The sequence below is a fragment of the Pectobacterium sp. A5351 genome, from assembly GCF_028335745.1.
Taxonomy (GTDB): domain Bacteria; phylum Pseudomonadota; class Gammaproteobacteria; order Enterobacterales; family Enterobacteriaceae; genus Pectobacterium.
This window is the reverse complement of sequence record NZ_CP116477.1, coordinates 4,320,017-4,340,049: the sequence shown is the minus strand read 5'-3', so window position 1 is coordinate 4,340,049 and position 20,033 is coordinate 4,320,017. Positions and strand designations below refer to the sequence as shown.

Sequence of the window (20,033 nt, the reverse complement as noted above, 5' to 3'; positions counted from 1 at the left end):
GTAATAATAAACGGCAGATCACAGATTTTTATTAGAATACTTTTACGGATTATTACACCCTAACGGGGTGAGTAAGCAATAAATCACCCTTTACAGGATGTTTCTTAAGCAGGCGATCCGCACAATAAAAATGGGTTTTTATCCTGATTTGTGCATACTGTGCGCTCTTGGACGGGTTGCTGTGAACGATGCGCTTCGCGGACTGATTAATAACAGAAGATAGGTTTATGAGCTCAGAACATAAACGTTCGCTTCCAGCTGTCACGCTGGCGGCCATCGGGGTGGTTTATGGAGATATAGGAACCAGCCCTCTTTATACGTTAAGGGAATGTTTATCAGGGCAGTTTGGTTTTGGGGTCGAACCTGATTCGGTCTTTGGCTTTCTTTCACTGATCTTTTGGCTGTTGGTCCTCGTTGTTTCTCTGAAATACCTGACCTATGTGATGCGTGCCGATAACGCAGGCGAAGGTGGGATTCTGACCTTAATGTCGCTAGCCGGACGCAATACCTCCGATCGCATGACGTCCGTGCTGGTCATCATGGGGTTGATTGGTGGCAGTTTCTTCTATGGAGAAGTGGTCATCACGCCGGCCATCTCGGTGATGTCGGCGATGGAAGGGCTGGAAATCGCCGCGCCGTCAATGGACAGCTATATCGTCCCGCTCTCGATAGTCGTTCTGACATTACTGTTTATCATTCAGAAACACGGTACGGGTAGCGTCGGCAAGCTGTTTGCGCCCGTGATGCTGATTTGGTTTTTGACGCTCGGTGTGCTGGGCGCGCGCAGCATTATCGCTAACCCCGAAGTCTTGCAGGCGTTGAACCCGATGTACGCCGTGCGCTTCTTTGTCGAATATAAAGCTGTGTCGTTCTTCGCGCTGGGAGCCGTGGTGCTGGCGATTACCGGCGTTGAAGCGCTGTATGCCGACATGGGGCACTTCGGTAAATTCCCGATTCGTCTTGCCTGGTTTACGGTGGTGCTGCCGTCACTGGTATTAAATTACTTCGGGCAGGGCGCGCTGCTGTTGAAGAACCCGGAGGCGATCAAGAATCCCTTCTTCCTGCTGGCGCCAGATTGGGCGCTGATTCCACTGATGATATTGGCGACGCTGGCGACAATCATTGCTTCGCAGGCGGTGATTTCCGGTGTGTTCTCCCTGACTCGTCAGGCGGTGCGACTGGGCTACTTGCCGCCGATGCGTATCGTACACACGTCAGATATGGAATCCGGTCAGATCTATATCCCCGCGATTAACTGGATGCTGTATATGGCCGTCGTCATTGTGATTGTCAGCTTTGAGCATTCGAGCAATCTGGCCGCGGCTTACGGTATTGCGGTAACGGGCACGATGGTGATTACCAGTATTCTGTTCTGTACGGTGGCGGTGAAGAACTGGCTCTGGAATCGCTATCTGGCGTGGGTATTGCTGGCAGGGTTACTGGTTATCGATGTACCGATGTTTTTGGCGAATGTGGTCAAGATTCTGTCCGGCGGCTGGCTGCCGCTGGCGCTGGGTATGGTGATGTTTATTATCATGACGACGTGGAAAAGCGAGCGTTTTAGGCTGCTGCGTCGGCTGCATGAGCATGGTAACTCGCTGGATGCGATGATTGCATCGCTGGAGAAATCGCCGCCGACGCGTGTACCGGGAACCGCTGTCTATTTCTCGCGTGCGACTCGCGTGATCCCGTTCGCGCTGCTGCATAATCTTAAGCACAATAAGATCCTACACGAGCGCGTGGTGTTGTTAACCATGCGAACGGAGGATGCGCCGTATGTGCTGAATGCGCGTCGCGTAACGGTTGAACAGCTTTCGCCGACGTTCTGGCGAGTGATTGCCAACTATGGCTGGCGTGAAACGCCGGATGTGGAAGAGGTCTTCCAGCGCTGCTGGCAGGAAGGGTTAACCTGCCAAATGATGGAAACCTCTTTCTTTATGTCCAATGAATCGCTGATTATCGGTGAGCGCCCGTGGTATCTGCGCTTGCGCGGTAAGCTATTCATGATGCTCAGCAGAAATGCGCTGCGAGCGGCAGATCAGTTTGAAATACCGCCGAACAGACTGATTGAGCTGGGGATACAGGTCGAGATTTAAGCGTTCCCACGATTAGGGCGCTATGTTGGGATAAGATCGAGATATACGGTCGACCATGGGGCGAGGCGTCCCTGCGGGAACCTCATCCCCGTGTTTCCCTAATAACAAGCAGCGAGTTGCTGCGATTGGTGAAGCCCCCTCAGTGCAGTAACGATAGAGAGGGGCATCCTTACCAATTCACCGACACAACCAGCCCGCCTTGGGGCTGGTTGGTAAACGTAACCCGCATGTGGTGCAGTCTGGCGATGTTATTGACGATAGAAATCCCTAGACCACTGCCAGATTTTTCCTGCCCCGGTGGGCGATAAAAGCGCTCGCCGATTCTTGCCAGCGCTTCCTCGCTGATGCCCGGTCCGTTATCGACTACCTTAAAGCCGCGTTCCATTAGTGCCAGACTGACCGTCCCGCCTTCATGGCTGTAGCGAATGGCGTTATCCAGCAGATTACGTACCAGCAGAGTCAGCAACAGCGGATGGCCTTGCCGGATAACCGGGGCGTCCGGTAAATCCAGTGTCAGTTCGATACCCGCGGTTTGCGCTGTAGGGTAATGCGCAATCACCGCCTGTTGCAGTAAGTCATTAAACTGAACGGGCTGCATCCCTTCGGGGGACGCGTCGGCATCCAGTCGCGACAGCGTCAGGAGCTGATCCACCAGCCGCGTGGCACGATCGATACCTTTGTCCAGATTGAGTAGAGCATGGTGCCGCATGGCTTCATCGTCATGCGCCAACTGCGCGACTTCTGTTTGAACTTTCAGCGCCGCCAGCGGGCTACGCAATTCGTGAGCGGCATCGGAGGTAAAACGGCGTTCTCGAACCAGCATGTCGCTGATACGAGAAAACAGGTGGTTCAGCGCGTTAACCAGCGGGCGAACTTCTTGTGGAATGTGCTGCGTCGCCAGCGGTGTGCTTTCATCGGGGGAACGTTGCTGAAGCTCGGCGGTTATACGTTTTAGCGGCGAGAGTTCACGCGTGACCAGCCAGAATAGTAGCGCCAGCATGATCGGCAGGGCGAATAACCAGGGCATCAGGTTGGTTTTTACAATATCCAGCGTCATGTCTTGACGGTATTCCCATTCCTGCCCAACCGCGATCGCATAGCGATTATCCGCCGTGGTTAGCCAGACGATGCGCCAGTCCTCGTCATCATCGCGTAATTTGCCGTCAGTGAAGCCGTTGCGCTGATAATCAAAAATGAAATCTTTGCCGTTCTCGCCATCGTTCAACACCATTTTCCCGTCGCGGGTAAAAATAGCGAAGGCCAGCGCATCATCTTCCTGTTTACCGCGGTTTTTATGCACCAAACTCTTGGTTTTGGGCAGAGAAGTCGACTGAATTCGCAATTCATCGGGGTTCATGGTGGCCAGACGTTTGGCAAACAGCATTTGCTGGGTATCAAATAGCTCATTGATGTTATGGCGCGTTTGATACCACGAAAGCAGACTGGCTACGCACCAGCAGATCAAGGTCAGCAGTGTAAAACCGGTAATCAGGCGTAGGCGCAGGCTGAGTCGGTTCATGGTGCGTCTCCCAGAATATAGCCAACGCCATGCACGGTGCGGATAAACCCGCTGCCCAGCTTTTTGCGCAGATGGTGGATGTGTACTTCTACTGCATTGCTGGAGACATCATCGTCCCAGCCGTAGAGCTTTTCTTCCAACTGCGCGCGCGTGAGCACGCGGTTCGGGTTGAGCAAAAACAGTTCCAGCAGCGCCAGTTCGCGGGATTTTAATATCAACGGCTCATTGTTAAGCGTGACGCTCCGCGAACTCGGTTCCAGGGACACCGCGCCATGCGTTAATGCCGGTTGAAGTTGACCGTGGCGTCGGCGAATCAGCGCCTGAAGACGAGCGGCAACTTCCGTCAGCGCAAAGGGCTTACATAAATAATCATCGGCACCCTGCTGGAGCCCTTCCACACGCTGTTCCAGCGCATCCCGAGCGGTCAGAATCAGCACCGGTTCGTCATGCCCAGCCTGACGCCACTGGCGCAGGATATCCATTCCGTCCATACCCGGCAGGCTGAGATCGAGCACAACCGCATCATAGGGCGCAGCCTTCAAGGCAGCGGCACCCGCTTTTCCTTCCGTAAACCAGTCAATATTAAAACCCAGTTTGATTAAGCCTGCTTTCAGGCCGTCGCCAATCAGGCGATCGTCTTCGATTAACAATATTCTCATGGCTGCCTCACAGGAAATGTGCTGCTCCTTTTCCGGTTTTATACGAAATCGGGAGGCGGTATGTACAGGACAAATCGCTGAAATCGGGCGATTTTGGCAATATAAAAAAATAAAAATGCAGACGCTGATTCCTTAAGATTCTGTTAAGAACAGTTTGTTTTAATCCTTCCCGAAAACCAATTACTCCCGCAGGTTGACTGCGAAATCGTTGACAGTGAAACGACAGACAAAATAAGGAAGGTAAATATGAAAAAAGCAGCTGCGTTACTTGCCATTACCGCTCTGGTTTCTGCACCGGTATTTGCCGCGCAAAGTAGCGGTGGTTTCGTCAACCCGGAAACGCCGGCGGTTGGCACGCATAAAGGGGGATTCATCGATCCGCAGGGTTCCCTCACGACGGTAGATAAGGCTAAAGATCTGCGTGACGACAGTTGGGTTACGCTGAGCGGTAATATTGAAAAACGGATCGGTGATGAGAACTATCTGTTCCGCGATTCAACAGGCACGATCGAGGTTGAAATCGATCACAAGCGCTGGAATGGCCAGATGATTTCACCCACTGATAAAGTGGAAATTCAGGGGGAACTGGATAAAGACTTCAACTCCGTCGAACTGGATGTGAAGCAGATTCGTAAACTCTAAATCGTTATCCTCAATTCCCTATTGGCGGACTTTTGCCCGCCAATTTCTCTATCTTCTATAACCGCCTCTTGTTCTCTTTATTTTTTTGTTAGCGAAACGTTTCGATAGCGATCACATTTTTTTTATCTCTTCGTTGCCTTTCTCACTTCTTTTTCTAGAATGTTATTAGCGAAACGTTTCGCTGGTGGGGTGATAAGATGAAAAAAGCAGCATTATTGAATTCAGATATTTCTTCCGTGATTGCTCGACTGGGCCATACCGATAGCCTGGTTATTGGTGATGCGGGTTTGCCGATTCCTGAAACGACGACGCGTATCGATCTGGCGTTAACACATAACGTGCCGACGTTTTTGCAGGTGGTGAGTGTGGTCACCAGTGAAATGCAGGTCGAGGCCGCTATTCTGGCGGAAGAGATTATTGAAAAGAACCCCGCAGTCCATGACGCATTACTTGATCAATTGAAGCAACTTGAACAACACCAGGGAAACTCAATTGCATTGCACTATGTTAGCCATGAAGAATTTAAAACCCAAAGCGGCAAAAGCCGGGCCATCATTCGCAGCGGAGAGTGCTCTCCGTATGCCAATGTCATCCTGTGTGCTGGCGTAACGTTCTGAGGCATCCATGCAACCTTTACTGCAACTGCAAGGCATCACGAAATCTTTTCCCGGCGTTAAAGCGCTGTCCGGTGCGGCGCTCAACGTCTATCCGGGGAAAGTGATGGCGCTGGTGGGCGAGAACGGTGCGGGCAAGTCCACCATGATGAAAGTCCTGACCGGGATCTACCGTAAAGATGCGGGTAGCATCCATTTTCTGGGGCAGGAGGTGGATTTCAACGGGCCAAAAGCGTCCCAGGAAGCAGGTATCGGTATCATCCATCAGGAACTTAACCTGATTCCCCAGCTTACGATTGCCGAGAATATCTTTCTCGGGCGTGAATTTACCAACCGTTTCGGCCGTCTCGACTGGAATAAGATGTATGCGGAAGCCGACAAGCTGCTGAAGCGCCTTAATCTGCGCTACGATAGCCGTCGTATGGTCGGGGATTTATCGATTGGCGATCAGCAAATGGTGGAAATTGCCAAGGTGCTGAGCTTTGAATCGAAAGTCATCATCATGGATGAACCTACCGATGCCCTGACGGATACCGAAACCGCTTCGCTATTCAGCGTGATCAAAGAGCTGCAATCTCAAGGATGCGGCATTGTCTATATTTCCCACCGTCTGAAAGAAATCTTTGAAATTTGCGATGACATTACTGTGTTCCGCGATGGTCAGTTTATCGGCGAGCGTCCGGTTAGTGATTTACAGGAAGATACGCTGATTGAAATGATGGTGGGCCGCAAGCTGGAAGATCAGTACCCACGTTCGAGTAAAGTGCCAGGAGAGGTCCGCCTTAAGGTGCAAAACCTGTCCGGGCCGGGCGTCGATAGCGTCAGCTTTACGGTGCGGAAAGGTGAAATCCTGGGTGTTGCAGGGCTGATGGGCGCGGGTCGTACCGAGTTGATGAAGATTCTTTACGGCGCACTGCCGCGTACCGGCGGCAATGTGACGCTTGATGGCCGCGACGTGGTAACCCGAAAACCGCAGGATGGTTTGGCGAACGGCATTGTTTACATCTCGGAAGACCGTAAGCGTGATGGCTTGGTGTTGGGCATGTCGGTAAAAGAAAACATGTCGTTAACCGCACTGCGCTATTTCAGCCATGCGGGCGGTCGTCTGAAACATGCCGAAGAGCAATTGACGGTTGCCGACTTTATTCGTCTGTTCAACGTTAAAACGCCATCAATGGAGCAGCCTATCGGCCTGCTTTCCGGCGGTAATCAGCAGAAAGTGGCGATAGCCCGCGGTTTGATGACGCGTCCGAATGTTCTGATCCTCGATGAACCGACGCGTGGTGTCGATGTCGGGGCGAAGAAAGAAATTTATCAGTTAATCAATCAATTCAAAGAAGAAGGGCTGAGTATCATCTTGGTGTCATCCGAAATGCCCGAAGTCTTGGGAATGAGCGATCGCATCATTGTGATGCATGAAGGGCGCTTGAGCGGTGATTTCCCGATTGAGCAAGCAACCCAGGAAGTACTGATGGCTGCGGCCGTTGGTAAGCAATACGGCGCAAAGCAGGAGTAAGTCAGACATGAGTTCTCAATCTATCGCGGCAAAACGCTGGTTCAGCAAAGAGTGGTTACTGGAGCAGAAATCACTGATCGCGCTCCTGATCCTTATTGCGATTGTTTCCGCCATGAGCCCTAACTTTTTCACCCTGAACAACCTGTTCAATATTCTTCAGCAGACGTCAGTGAACGCCATTATGGCCGTCGGCATGACGCTGGTTATTTTGACCTCGGGGATCGATTTGTCAGTGGGGTCGCTGCTGGCGCTGACAGGGGCTGTTGCAGCTTCCATCGTCGGGCTGGAAGTCAATGCGCTGGTGGCCGTGTTTGGCGCGCTGGCGCTGGGGGCGCTGATTGGTGCGGGCACCGGCGTCATTGTCTCCAAAGGTAAAGTGCAGGCGTTTATCGCTACGCTGGTCATGATGTTGCTGCTGCGCGGTGTGACGATGGTCTATACCAACGGCAGCCCGATTAATACCGGCTTTTCCGACGTGGCGGATGCGTTTGGCTGGTTCGGTATCGGCCGTCCGCTGGGGATTCCGACGCCAATCTGGATCATGGCTATCGTGTTCGCAGCGGCCTGGTACATGCTGCACCATACGCGGTTGGGACGCTATATCTATGCGCTGGGCGGCAATGAGTCTGCTACTCGTTTGTCCGGTATCAGCGTTGATAAAATCAAGATTATTGTCTATTCCCTGTGTGGGCTGCTGTCTGCCCTGGCGGGAATTATCGAAGTCGCACGTTTGTCCTCTGCACAGCCTACGGCGGGGACAGGGTATGAACTGGATGCCATCGCGGCTGTAGTATTGGGTGGCACCAGTCTGGCTGGAGGAAAAGGGCGTATCGTTGGCACGCTGATCGGCGCACTTATCCTTGGTTTCCTCAACAACGGACTGAATTTATTAGGTGTTTCTTCTTACTACCAAATGATCGTTAAAGCAGTCGTCATCTTGCTGGCGGTTCTGGTAGATAACAAAAGCAGTAAATAACCTTCATTCACACAGGAATTGAGTTATGAATATGAAAAAGCTGGCTACTCTGGTTTCCGCTGTTGCGCTGAGCGCGACTGTCAGTGCTAATGCCTTGGCCAAAGATACGGTTGCTCTGGTGGTTTCTACGCTGAATAACCCGTTCTTTGTTTCAATGAAAGAGGGTGCGCAGAAAGAAGCTGACAAACTGGGTTACGAGCTGATTGTGCTGGATTCCCAGAATAACCCCGCAAAAGAACTGGCTAACGTTCAGGACTTGACGGTGCGTGGAACCAAAGTTCTGCTGATCAACCCGACCGATTCTGATGCGGTCGGTAATGCGATCAAAATGGCCAATCAGGCCAAGATCCCTGTTATTACACTGGACCGCGTTGCCAGCAGTGGTGAAGTTGTAAGCCACGTCGCTTCTGATAACGCCTTCGGTGGTAAAGTTGCTGGTGACTTCATTGCCAAGAAACTGGGTGAAGGCGCTAAAGTGATTCAGTTGGAAGGGATCGCCGGAACGTCTGCCGCGCGCGAGCGTGGTGCAGGCTTCATGAAATCTGCTGAGAAAAATAAATTCGCGATGCTGGCCAGCCAACCGGCCGACTTCGATCGTACTAAAGGGCTGAACGTGATGCAGAACCTGCTGACCGCGCACCCTGACGTTCAGGCGGTATTTGCTCAGAACGATGAAATGGCATTGGGCGCACTGCGTGCGCTGCAAACCGCAGGTAAGACTGATATTCTGGTCGTCGGTTTTGACGGTACGCAGGATGGCGTGAAGGCCGTTGAGTCAGGCAAGCTGGCTGCGACTGTTGCTCAGCGTCCCGATCAGATCGGTGTGATCGGCATCGAGACGGCGGCGAAAGTGCTGAAAGGCGAAAAAACGCAGGCCATCATTCCGGTTGACCTGAAGCTGGTAGCAAAATAATTAAAGAATAAAGCAGGGCTCGCGCCACCCGTTTGTGGTGGCGCATTATTAACGTAGTAGCGGGATTCGACATAATGAAAACGGGTAAGCTGGTGGTGCTGGGCAGTATTAATGCTGACCATATTCTCAATCTTGAGCAATTTCCCCGCCCGGGTGAAACGGTGATCGGTGAGCAATATAGCGTTGCTTTCGGTGGGAAAGGTGCCAATCAGGCCGTTGCCGCTGGCCGAAGCGGTGCAGATATCGCCTTTATTGCCTGCGTCGGAGACGATGATATTGGTGCCCGTATTTGCCAGCAGCTATCCAAAGACAATATTGATGTTTCCTCCGTTGAGGCTATCTCCGGGGAAACAACTGGCGTTGCGCTGATTTTTGTTAACGCCGACGCTGAGAACATGATCGCGATTAACGCCGGCGCGAATGCGGCCGTGACGCCTGATTATCTCCGTCGTCATCAGCAGCACATCATTGATGCCTCGGCGTTGCTTATGCAGCTTGAGTCGCCTCTGGAAACGGTCATCGCGGCAGCCAAACTGGCGCATGAACACCAGACGAAAGTGATTCTTAACCCCGCTCCTGCGCGTGAATTGCCTGATGAGTTATTGTCGCTGGTCGATATGATCACGCCGAATGAAACCGAAGCGCAGTTCCTGACGGGAATGACTGTTGAGACGGAAGAAGATGCGGCTCGCGCAGCACAGGTTCTGCACGATAAAGGCATTGAAACGGTTCTCATCACATTGGGTAGTCGTGGTGTATGGCTAAGTGAAAATGGTCAGGGGCAGCGTATTCCGGGGTATCGTGTAAAAGCCGTGGATACTATCGCCGCAGGGGATACGTTCAATGGCGCGCTCGTTACCGCGTTGCTGGAAAATAAACCGATGTCCTCCGCAGTAAAATTTGCCCATGCGGCAGCGGCGATAGCGGTGACTCGCCGAGGTGCTCAGCCCTCTGTCCCATGGCGTGAAGAGATCGACGCATTTTTGCAAACCCAGGGGTGATCTTTGGCCACCATGAAAGATGTCGCCCGTCTTGCGGGCGTTTCTACTTCTACCGTATCTCACGTCATTAATAACAATCGCTTTGTCAGTGATGCCATTCGCGAAAAAGTGATGAAGGCCGTTGAGGATCTCAACTATGCGCCGTCGGCGCTGGCCAGAAGTCTGAAGATAAACCAGACCCGCACCATCGGCATGTTGCTCACAGCCAGTAATAACCCGTTTTATGCTGAAGTGGTACGTGGTGTTGAGCGTTGTTGCTATGAGCGTGGCTATAGCCTGATTCTGTGCAACACCGAAGGCGATCGCGACAGAATGAGCCATAGTCTTGAAACGCTGCTGCAAAAGCGGGTCGATGGCGTATTGCTGATGTGCACCGAAAGCCATCGCCCTTTGCCCGAAATGATGAGCCGTTATCCTTCTATTCCTATGGTCATGATGGATTGGGCACCCTTTGAAGGCGTCATAGATGTCATTAAAGATAATTCTCTGCTCGGTGGCGAGATCGCAACGAATTACCTCATCTCGCGCGGTTATAAAAAGATAGCCTGCATTGCGGGGCCGAAAGATAAAACGACAGCCTATAACCGACTAGAAGGTTATCGGCAGGCGATGCAGCTCGCTGGTCTACCCGTTCCCGCTGATTATGAAATTTTCGGCGATTTTGAATTTGAAACGGGTTATCGCGCTATGCAGCAGTTATTAGCGCTGGAAGATAAGCCAGAAGCCGTGTTCACCAGTAATGATGCGATGGCTGTTGGTGTGTACCATGCGCTTTATCAGGCAGGGCTTTCGATTCCTCAAGACATGGCGGTTGTGGGTTACGATGATATTGAACTGGCTCGCTATATGTCCCCACCTCTTACAACGGTTCATCAACCCAAAGATGAACTTGGCGAACTGGCGGTTGATACACTCTTGTATCGTCTGGAGCATCCCAATACCGAACCGAATGTATTGGTGCTGACGCCGGAATTAATGGTGCGTCAGTCTGTACGGTGAGATTTTCTCCCAATTAGCGGCGAAAAATCCGGCATAACGGCGTCTTTTAATGCGCTTTGCTGAAAAAATCCCCACTCGATAATTTTTTTGCATTTAGCGCTTGTCAGGCGGCGAGAAGTCCCTATAATGCGCCTCCACTGACACGGCAACAGCGCAAACGCAGTTGTGATGACAGGAAAAAGATTTCATAAAGCAGTCAGCAATGACTTGACTTTAAAGCGGATTAGCATAGTATATGCGACCCGCGCCACGAGAGATTGTGGCACCGCTCTTTAACAATTTAATCAGACAATCTGTGTGGGCACTCACAAGACCGTATCTTAACGATATAAAAAGTCTTGAAGAGTGAACAACAGTAAATTCATTACGAATAAACAGTTTTAATTCTTTGAGCATCGCTGACGAGTTCAGCAAATCAAACAAATCTTAAATTGAAGAGTTTGATCATGGCTCAGATTGAACGCTGGCGGCAGGCCTAACACATGCAAGTCGGGCGGTAGCACAGAGGAGCTTGCTCCTTGGGTGACGAGCGGCGGACGGGTGAGTAATGTCTGGGAAACTGCCTGATGGAGGGGGATAACTACTGGAAACGGTAGCTAATACCGCATAACGTCTTCGGACCAAAGCGGGGGACCTTCGGGCCTCGCGCCATCAGATGTGCCCAGATGGGATTAGCTGGTAGGTGAGGTAATGGCTCACCTAGGCGACGATCCCTAGCTGGTCTGAGAGGATGACCAGCCACACTGGAACTGAGACACGGTCCAGACTCCTACGGGAGGCAGCAGTGGGGAATATTGCACAATGGGCGCAAGCCTGATGCAGCCATGCCGCGTGTGTGAAGAAGGCCTTCGGGTTGTAAAGCACTTTCAGCGGGGAGGAAGGCGGTGAGGTTAATAACCTCATCGATTGACGTTACCCGCAGAAGAAGCACCGGCTAACTCCGTGCCAGCAGCCGCGGTAATACGGAGGGTGCAAGCGTTAATCGGAATGACTGGGCGTAAAGCGCACGCAGGCGGTTTGTTAAGTCAGATGTGAAATCCCCGAGCTTAACTTGGGAACTGCATTTGAAACTGGCAAGCTAGAGTCTTGTAGAGGGGGGTAGAATTCCAGGTGTAGCGGTGAAATGCGTAGAGATCTGGAGGAATACCGGTGGCGAAGGCGGCCCCCTGGACAAAGACTGACGCTCAGGTGCGAAAGCGTGGGGAGCAAACAGGATTAGATACCCTGGTAGTCCACGCTGTAAACGATGTCGATTTGGAGGTTGTGCCCTTGAGGCGTGGCTTCCGGAGCTAACGCGTTAAATCGACCGCCTGGGGAGTACGGCCGCAAGGTTAAAACTCAAATGAATTGACGGGGGCCCGCACAAGCGGTGGAGCATGTGGTTTAATTCGATGCAACGCGAAGAACCTTACCTACTCTTGACATCCACAGAATTCGGTAGAGATACCTTAGTGCCTTCGGGAACTGTGAGACAGGTGCTGCATGGCTGTCGTCAGCTCGTGTTGTGAAATGTTGGGTTAAGTCCCGCAACGAGCGCAACCCTTATCCTTTGTTGCCAGCGGTTAGGCCGGGAACTCAAAGGAGACTGCCAGTGATAAACTGGAGGAAGGTGGGGATGACGTCAAGTCATCATGGCCCTTACGAGTAGGGCTACACACGTGCTACAATGGCGTATACAAAGAGAAGCGACCTCGCGAGAGCAAGCGGACCTCATAAAGTACGTCGTAGTCCGGATTGGAGTCTGCAACTCGACTCCATGAAGTCGGAATCGCTAGTAATCGTAGATCAGAATGCTACGGTGAATACGTTCCCGGGCCTTGTACACACCGCCCGTCACACCATGGGAGTGGGTTGCAAAAGAAGTAGGTAGCTTAACCTTCGGGAGGGCGCTTACCACTTTGTGATTCATGACTGGGGTGAAGTCGTAACAAGGTAACCGTAGGGGAACCTGCGGTTGGATCACCTCCTTACCAAGAAGATGTGCGTTGAGTGAAGTGCTCACACAGATTGTCTGATGAAAATAATGAGCAAAAGCGTCAACAAAGTACGGTGTCGTGTCCCCTTCGTCTAGAGGCCTAGGACACCGCCCTTTCACGGCGGTAACAGGGGTTCGAATCCCCTAGGGGACGCCAGCGCATCCGACCATTCCGGTGAAAGCGGGGGTCTTCAGTAAGTCAACTACTTACCTCATATCTTAAAACTGATTAGTAATAGTCAGGGTTTAAGATATTGCTCTTTAACAATCTGGAACAAGCTGAAAATTGAAACATGACAGCTGAACATGCATGACTGCCTTCGGGTGAGTTGTGATGAATCAGTCTGTCAATGAGTCTCTCAAATAATCGCAGCGCGAATGTGTCTTCAAGACACCTTCGGGTTGTGAGGTTAAGCGACTAAGCGTACACGGTGGATGCCTAGGCAGTCAGAGGCGATGAAGGGCGTGCTAATCTGCGATAAGCGTCGGTAAGCTGATATGAAGCGTTATACCCGACGATACCCGAATGGGGAAACCCAGTGTGTTTCGACACACTATCATGACATGAATCCATAGTGTCATGAGGCGAACCGGGGGAACTGAAACATCTCAGTACCCCGAGGAAAAGAAATCAACCGAGATTCCCCCAGTAGCGGCGAGCGAACGGGGAGGAGCCCAGAACCTGAATCAGTTTGTGTGTGAGTGGAAGCGTCTGGAAAGTCGCACAGTAAAGGGTGATAGTCCCGTACACAAAAATGCACAAGTTGTGAGTTCGATGAGTAGGGCGGGACACGTGACATCCTGTCTGAATATGGGGGGACCATCCTCCAAGGCTAAATACTCCTGACTGACCGATAGTGAACCAGTACCGTGAGGGAAAGGCGAAAAGAACCCCGGCGAGGGGAGTGAAATAGAACCTGAAACCGTGTACGTACAAGCAGTGGGAGCCTACTTGTTAGGTGACTGCGTACCTTTTGTATAATGGGTCAGCGACTTATATTCTGTAGCAAGGTTAACCGAATAGGGGAGCCGCAGGGAAACCGAGTCTTAACTGGGCGTTAAGTTGCAGGGTATAGACCCGAAACCCGGTGATCTAGCCATGGGCAGGTTGAAGGTTGGGTAACACTAACTGGAGGACCGAACCGACTAATGTTGAAAAATTAGCGGATGACTTGTGGCTGGGGGTGAAAGGCCAATCAAACCGGGAGATAGCTGGTTCTCCCCGAAAGCTATTTAGGTAGCGCCTCGTGAATTCATCTTCGGGGGTAGAGCACTGTTTCGGCTAGGGGGTCATCCCGACTTACCAACCCGATGCAAACTACGAATACCGAAGAATGTTATCACGGGAGACACACGGCGGGTGCTAACGTTCGTCGTGAAGAGGGAAACAACCCAGACCGCCAGCTAAGGTCCCAAAGTCATGGTTAAGTGGGAAACGATGTGGGAAGGCACAGACAGCCAGGATGTTGGCTTAGAAGCAGCCATCATTTAAAGAAAGCGTAATAGCTCACTGGTCGAGTCGGCCTGCGCGGAAGATGTAACGGGGCTAAACCATGCACCGAAGCTGCGGCAGCGACACTCAGGTGTTGTTGGGTAGGGGAGCGTTCTGTAAGCCTGCGAAGGTGTCCTGTGAGGGGTGCTGGAGGTATCAGAAGTGCGAATGCTGACATAAGTAACGATAATGCGGGTGAAAAACCCGCACGCCGGAAGACCAAGGGTTCCTGTCCAACGTTAATCGGGGCAGGGTGAGTCGACCCCTAAGGCGAGGCTGAAAAGCGTAGTCGATGGGAAACAGGTTAATATTCCTGTACTGGGTGTTACTGCGAAGGGGGGACGGAGAAAGCTAGGTTATCCGGGCGACGGTTGTCCCGGTTTAAGCGTGAAGGTGGGTGACTTTGGTAAATCCGGGTCATCATTAACACTGAGGCGTGATGACGAGTCACTACGGTGATGAAGTAACTGATGCTACGCTTCCAGGAAAAGCCTCTAAGCTCCAGGTAACACCGAATCGTACCCCAAACCGACACAGGTGGTCAGGTAGAGAATACTCAGGCGCTTGAGAGAACTCGGGTGAAGGAACTAGGCAAAATGGTGCCGTAACTTCGGGAGAAGGCACGCTGGTGTAAGGTGAAGTCCCTCGCGGATGGAGCTGAGACCAGTCGAAGATACCAGCTGGCTGCAACTGTTTAATAAAAACACAGCACTGTGCAAACACGAAAGTGGACGTATACGGTGTGACGCCTGCCCGGTGCCGGAAGGTTAATTGATGGGGTCAGCCGCAAGGCGAAGCTCTTGATCGAAGCCCCGGTAAACGGCGGCCGTAACTATAACGGTCCTAAGGTAGCGAAATTCCTTGTCGGGTAAGTTCCGACCTGCACGAATGGCGTAATGATGGCCAGGCTGTCTCCACCCGAGACTCAGTGAAATTGAACTCGCTGTGAAGATGCAGTGTACCCGCGGCAAGACGGAAAGACCCCGTGAACCTTTACTATAGCTTGACACTGAACCTTGAGCCTTGATGTGTAGGATAGGTGGGAGGCTTTGAAGCGTGGACGCCAGTCTGCGTGGAGCCGACCTTGAAATACCACCCTTTAATGTTTGATGTTCTAACGTGGGCCCGTAATCCGGGTTGCGGACAGTGTCTGGTGGGTAGTTTGACTGGGGCGGTCTCCTCCCAAAGCGTAACGGAGGAGCACGAAGGTTAGCTAATCCTGGTCGGACATCAGGAGGTTAGTGCAAAGGCATAAGCTAGCTTGACTGCGAGAGTGACAGCTCGAGCAGGTGCGAAAGCAGGTCTTAGTGATCCGGTGGTTCTGAATGGAAGGGCCATCGCTCAACGGATAAAAGGTACTCCGGGGATAACAGGCTGATACCGCCCAAGAGTTCATATCGACGGCGGTGTTTGGCACCTCGATGTCGGCTCATCACATCCTGGGGCTGAAGTAGGTCCCAAGGGTATGGCTGTTCGCCATTTAAAGTGGTACGCGAGCTGGGTTTAGAACGTCGTGAGACAGTTCGGTCCCTATCTGCCGTGGGCGTTGGAAGATTGAGAGGGGTTGCTCCTAGTACGAGAGGACCGGAGTGAACGCACCACTGGTGTACGGGTTGTGATGCCAATTGCATTGCCCGGTAGCTAAGTGCGGAAGAGATAACCGCTGAAAGCATCTAAGCGGGAAACTTGCCTCGAGATGAGTCTTCCCTGGACACTTGATGTCCCTGAAGGGCCGTTGAAGACGACGACGTAGATAGGCTGGGTGTGTAAGCGTAGCGATACGTTGAGCTAACCAGTACTAATGACCCGGGAGGCTTAACCTTACAACACCGAAGGTGTTTTGTGGTTGACTCATAGAGAAGTGTTTTGATATTTAGCTTGTTCGAAGATTGGTTCTGATGGTTGTACACAAACACACGAAAGTGAGTGAAGTACAACGGTTGGAATGAAACAGAATTTGCCTGGCGGCGATAGCGCGGTGGTCCCACCTGACCCCATGCCGAACTCAGAAGTGAAACGCCGTAGCGCCGATGGTAGTGTGGGGCTTCCCCATGTGAGAGTAGGGAACTGCCAGGCATCAAATAGTGGAAGGCCCCTGTCGAAAGACAGGGGCTTTTTGCTGTGTGCGTGTTGGGGAAGGCAACACCGTCAGGAAGACCCATCATGAATCTCTATCCCGTGGTGGAAGATCGACGCTATCAGCCAATGATAATGTAAACGGCGACCTACTCCGAACTACAGACGGTTATTTTTAAGCCATTGGTGAATAAAATCAGCAACTTGCTCAGGCTGATTGATATCAAGCACCGGAAGTATGGTGCGTATCTCGGTATCTGCCGCAATAGCGATAACATATTCATCGATCAAATCACTTAATTCTCTGCCTAACGATTGGCGAAATAGGGCTATTTTAGCAATCTTCTCGTGTTTAAAGCCCTCAACCAGCACCAGGTCGAGAGTCGAGGCATCCATTTTCTCTACCAGATCGTAAATATTTGGCTCTTCCTGCTCTGGGGTCTCCGTCATTAATGCCCACCTTTGATTGCTGGCAACGATGGTTTGTGCTGCGCCAGCTTTACGCAATTCATAGCTGTCTTTGCCTGGTGTATCAATGTCCATTTGGTGGTGCGTATGCTTAATTAACCCGACTCTAACTCCATGATTAATCAGCAGAGGAATGACGTGTTTAAGTAACGTTGTCTTACCTGTACCGCTATAAGCGGCGATAGTTAGTAAAGGGGGATGATTAGAATCCACTGCGTTGATCCTCCCAATTAGATAAATCTTCAGGTGAGTTCAGATTGTGAAACGCCTCAGGCTGATCGTTAAATGAAATGGCTTTTGCTCCAACCTGTTCCATAAATAGCATCAACTTACGATTTCCGAGATGTAGATAGGTCTCTAGTGGTTCAATAAGATTTTTATTAATTAAGAGTAATGTGGGATGTGGACGCTCTCCGTCAGTGGCATAAGCCGCATTCTCTTCCCCCCGTTTTTGCCACAAGCGATGTACCAGATCGAGGGGGAAAGCAGGGACATCGCAGGGGACGAACACCACCCACTCGGACGTGGCGGCATGTAATCCACTTAGAATGCCCGCCAGCGGGCCTAAAAAACTCGTATCAGTATCGCTAATAATGCGGCATCCACTTTGCGCATACACAGCCTGATTGCGGTTGGCACTGATAATAACCTCATCGACCTGCGCTTTAAGCCGAGAGAGAACGTGTAGATATAGCGGCTCACCGTTTAGTGCTACCAGACCCTTATCGTGTCCGCCCATACGCGTTGCCCGTCCGCCTGCGAGAATAACCCCTGTAATCATTTTACTTCCCAATTATCTATACCCACTTTCCTCTGTTCTGAACGTTTCTGAGGGATAAACCCTGTACTATTCTCTGAAAACTTTCGCAGAAGACCAAGTTCTTTCCTCATGTGCGCAAGGCTGTTATTTTTATCACTATATGCTCAATATCGCTCAAGCGGCTTCCTGCATATTGAAATTTATTGAGTACAAATCGTTTTTAAGGAGAAAAAAATGAAATGTCATCGCGTTAATGAGCTGATTGAACTACTGCACCCAGCCTGGCAAAAAGAACCCGATTTAAATCTGGTGCAATTTTTACAAAACCTTGCACAGGAGGCGGGGTTCGAGGGGCAGTTAAATGAACTGACTGATGATATCCTTATTTACCATCTAAAAATGCGTGATGCAGATAAAGAACAAGTCATTCCCGGTTTGAAGAAAGACTATGAAGAGGACTTCAAGACCGCTTTGCTTCGTGCCCGGGGAGTAATTAAAGACTAGTGGAAAGGAATAACACGTTCATGATGCTAACTATTGCACGCGTATCTTTTATGTTGTCTCTGACCCGTTGTGGCTGTGATGAATAGTTCGGTATTTAATTTCCAGACGCTGTTCCCTGCTCTGATCGTGGATGCCTTGCTGGATGTTGGGCTGCGTGTTGATTCTGGCCTGACGGCGTTAAACAGCTATGAAAATCGGGTGTATCAGTTTGCGGATGAAGATCGTAAACGCTTCGTGGTGAAATTTTATCGCCCGGAACGGTGGAGCGCGGCGCAGATTCAGGAAGAGCATATTTTTGCCCAGCAGTTGGCAGAAGATGAAGTCCCTATTGTCGCGCCCATTTTGCTTAATGGTCAGACTCTGAACGTCTACGAAGGATTCCATTTTGCCGTATTCCCTAGCGTAGGTGGTCGGCAGTATGAAATGGATAATGAAGACCAGCTAGAGTGGGTCGGCCGTTTTCTCGGAAGGATTCATCAGACGGGGCAGAAATCGTTATTTACCGAACGTCCAACGATGGGGGTAAATGAATATCTGCATGAACCTTATCGGCTGTTGGAGACATGTCCGCTAATACCGAAAATACATCGACATGATTTTTTACAAGCGACCCGTCAACTGATTGATACAGTTGGAAATTATTGGCATAACGACTGGCGACCACTGCGTCTGCATGGAGATTGTCACCCAGGAAATATTCTGTGGCGAGATGGCCCGCTATTTGTAGATTTGGATGATGCCCGCAATGGCCCGGCAATACAGGATTTATGGATGTTGTTGCACGGTGACCGTCGTGAACAACGTATTCAACTGGATATCTTGTTAGAAGCCTATAGCGAATTTGCGGAATTTCAGGAGAAAGAGCTCGCACTGATTGAGCCGCTTCGTGCGATGCGGCAGATTTATTATTTAGCTTGGGTGGCTCGTCGCTGGGAAGACCCTGCTTTTCCGAAAAATTTCCCCTGGATGACGGATGCTGATTTTTGGTTGAAGCAAACGGCAATATTTATTGGGCAAACTCAGCTGTTACAGGAACCTCCTCTGCAGCTAATGCCAATGTACTGAAATTAAATGGAGAGAGTGAAATTTATGAAAAGATTATGGCTTGCGCTGATTGGCGTCGTTCTGGCATTTAGTGCTTCTGCCGCAGAGTTTTCTGACGGCAAACAATATGTAGAGTTAGATAAACCTGCGACGCAAGAACCTCAGGTTCTCGAGTTCTTCTCGTTCTATTGCCCGCACTGCTATCAATTTGAACAGGTTTACCATGTTCCAGATGCAGTAAAAAAAGCACTGCCAGAAGGGACGAAGATGACACGTTATCACGTGGGCTTCCTGGGCCCATTAGGTAAAAATCTGACTCAGGCCTGGGCTGTGGCCATGGCGCTGGGCGTAGAAGATAAAATTACCCCGCTGATGTTTGATGCCGTTCAGAAAACACAGACCGTACAAAAGCCTGAAGATATTCGTGAAGTCTTTGTTAAAGCTGGCGTGAGTGCGGAAGAGTTTGATGGTGCTCTGAATAGCTTTGTTGTGAAATCTCTGGTTGCCCAGCAGGAAAAAGCGGCTGCAGATTTACAATTACGCGGCGTTCCAGCCATGTTCGTTAACGGTAAATATATGATCAAGAATGATGGTCTTGATACCAGTTCAATGGATGGATATGTAAAACAGTACGCTGACGTAGTGAAATTCCTCATTACCAAGAAGTAATCATTTAATAAGTCATGCGGGTAAAGCCGCATGACTTTATACCTTCCCGCTGTTCATCCTTCTTATCTTTATATCACCCTAATCCCCAATGGCTATTTATATTTTTGTTT

General features: G+C 50.9%; 15 protein-coding genes, 1 tRNA gene and 3 rRNA genes. 15 read left to right on the top strand and 4 right to left on the bottom strand.

The features are described from left to right. Nucleotides 1-227: 227 nt before the first annotated feature. Complete coding sequence (gene kup, locus O1Q74_RS19960) at nucleotides 228-2,096, top strand: low affinity potassium transporter Kup (protein ID WP_271875249.1); 1,869 nt, start codon at nucleotides 228-230, stop codon at nucleotides 2,094-2,096. Nucleotides 2,097-2,265: 169 nt separating this feature from the next. Here the strand turns inward: kup and qseC are convergent, their stop codons facing one another. Together qseC and qseB are read right to left on the bottom strand one after the other, a co-directional pair. Then, the gene (qseC, locus tag O1Q74_RS19955; protein WP_271875247.1) at nucleotides 2,266-3,615 is read right to left on the bottom strand and encodes a quorum sensing histidine kinase QseC; all 1,350 of its coding nucleotides are present in this window, start codon (nucleotides 3,613-3,615) and stop codon (nucleotides 2,266-2,268) included. Continuing rightward, nucleotides 3,612-4,274 (bottom strand): quorum sensing response regulator transcription factor QseB, encoded by a 663-nt coding sequence (gene qseB / locus O1Q74_RS19950; RefSeq protein ID WP_271875245.1) that lies wholly within the window; start codon nucleotides 4,272-4,274, stop codon nucleotides 3,612-3,614. The genes qseC and qseB overlap by 4 nt, the downstream gene beginning before the upstream one ends. A gap of 246 nt (nucleotides 4,275-4,520) precedes the next feature. Here qseB and O1Q74_RS19945 point away from each other — a divergent pair, with 246 nt between their 5' ends. From O1Q74_RS19945 to rrf, 11 genes are all read left to right on the top strand, one after another. Next, nucleotides 4,521-4,916 (top strand): YgiW/YdeI family stress tolerance OB fold protein, encoded by a 396-nt coding sequence (locus O1Q74_RS19945; RefSeq protein ID WP_271875243.1) that lies wholly within the window; start codon nucleotides 4,521-4,523, stop codon nucleotides 4,914-4,916. A gap of 197 nt (nucleotides 4,917-5,113) precedes the next feature. Continuing rightward, the gene (rbsD, locus tag O1Q74_RS19940) at nucleotides 5,114-5,533 is read left to right on the top strand and encodes a D-ribose pyranase (RefSeq protein WP_039325667.1); all 420 of its coding nucleotides are present in this window, start codon (nucleotides 5,114-5,116) and stop codon (nucleotides 5,531-5,533) included. Between the two features lie 7 nt (nucleotides 5,534-5,540). After that, nucleotides 5,541-7,046, top strand: a complete 1,506-nt coding sequence (rbsA, locus tag O1Q74_RS19935; protein WP_271875241.1) for a ribose ABC transporter ATP-binding protein RbsA — start codon at nucleotides 5,541-5,543, stop codon at nucleotides 7,044-7,046. Nucleotides 7,047-7,053: 7 nt separating this feature from the next. After that, nucleotides 7,054-8,022: a ribose ABC transporter permease gene (gene rbsC / locus O1Q74_RS19930; RefSeq protein WP_015842315.1), complete on the top strand. Its 969-nt coding sequence runs from the start codon at nucleotides 7,054-7,056 to the stop codon at nucleotides 8,020-8,022. 25 nt (nucleotides 8,023-8,047) lie between these two features. Continuing rightward, the gene (gene rbsB, locus O1Q74_RS19925; RefSeq protein ID WP_271875239.1) at nucleotides 8,048-8,935 is read left to right on the top strand and encodes a ribose ABC transporter substrate-binding protein RbsB; all 888 of its coding nucleotides are present in this window, start codon (nucleotides 8,048-8,050) and stop codon (nucleotides 8,933-8,935) included. Nucleotides 8,936-9,009: 74 nt separating this feature from the next. Next, nucleotides 9,010-9,936, top strand: a complete 927-nt coding sequence (gene rbsK / locus O1Q74_RS19920; protein WP_271875237.1) for a ribokinase — start codon at nucleotides 9,010-9,012, stop codon at nucleotides 9,934-9,936. 3 nt (nucleotides 9,937-9,939) lie between these two features. Continuing rightward, nucleotides 9,940-10,935 (top strand): ribose operon transcriptional repressor RbsR, encoded by a 996-nt coding sequence (gene rbsR, locus O1Q74_RS19915; RefSeq protein WP_271875235.1) that lies wholly within the window; start codon nucleotides 9,940-9,942, stop codon nucleotides 10,933-10,935. A 428-nt stretch (nucleotides 10,936-11,363) separates the two neighbouring features. After that, nucleotides 11,364-12,905, top strand: a 16S ribosomal RNA gene (locus O1Q74_RS19910). Between the two features lie 86 nt (nucleotides 12,906-12,991). Next, nucleotides 12,992-13,067: transfer RNA gene (locus tag O1Q74_RS19905), tRNA-Glu, on the top strand. A 251-nt stretch (nucleotides 13,068-13,318) separates the two neighbouring features. Continuing rightward, nucleotides 13,319-16,225: ribosomal RNA gene (locus O1Q74_RS19900) — 23S ribosomal RNA — on the top strand. A gap of 137 nt (nucleotides 16,226-16,362) precedes the next feature. After that, nucleotides 16,363-16,478: ribosomal RNA gene (gene rrf / locus O1Q74_RS19895) — 5S ribosomal RNA — on the top strand. Together the 16S, 23S and 5S rRNA genes with 1 tRNA gene alongside form the textbook arrangement of a ribosomal RNA operon. Before the next feature lie 159 nt (nucleotides 16,479-16,637). Here rrf and mobB read toward each other — a convergent pair. Both mobB and mobA read right to left on the bottom strand, forming a co-directional pair. Then, complete coding sequence (gene mobB / locus O1Q74_RS19890) at nucleotides 16,638-17,159, bottom strand: molybdopterin-guanine dinucleotide biosynthesis protein MobB (RefSeq protein ID WP_271875233.1); 522 nt, start codon at nucleotides 17,157-17,159, stop codon at nucleotides 16,638-16,640. Continuing rightward, entirely contained in the window at nucleotides 17,149-17,727 is a 579-nt protein-coding gene (gene mobA / locus O1Q74_RS19885) for a molybdenum cofactor guanylyltransferase MobA (RefSeq protein ID WP_271875231.1), read from the bottom strand. Before mobA ends, mobB begins: the two co-directional genes overlap by 11 nt. Nucleotides 17,728-17,940: 213 nt before the next feature. On the opposite strand from mobA, the gene O1Q74_RS19880 reads away from it, so the two are divergent. From O1Q74_RS19880 to dsbA, 3 genes are all read left to right on the top strand, one after another. Continuing rightward, nucleotides 17,941-18,210, top strand: a complete 270-nt coding sequence (locus tag O1Q74_RS19880; RefSeq protein ID WP_005968263.1) for a YihD family protein — start codon at nucleotides 17,941-17,943, stop codon at nucleotides 18,208-18,210. A gap of 78 nt (nucleotides 18,211-18,288) precedes the next feature. Further along, nucleotides 18,289-19,275, top strand: coding sequence for a serine/threonine protein kinase (locus O1Q74_RS19875; RefSeq protein ID WP_271875226.1), 987 nt, complete (start codon nucleotides 18,289-18,291; stop codon nucleotides 19,273-19,275). Between the two features lie 24 nt (nucleotides 19,276-19,299). Continuing rightward, nucleotides 19,300-19,923 carry a thiol:disulfide interchange protein DsbA gene (gene dsbA, locus O1Q74_RS19870; RefSeq protein WP_271875224.1) on the top strand — a complete coding sequence of 208 codons (624 nt, stop codon included), beginning with the start codon at nucleotides 19,300-19,302 and terminating at the stop codon, nucleotides 19,921-19,923. The last annotated feature ends 110 nt before the right edge of the window (nucleotides 19,924-20,033 follow it).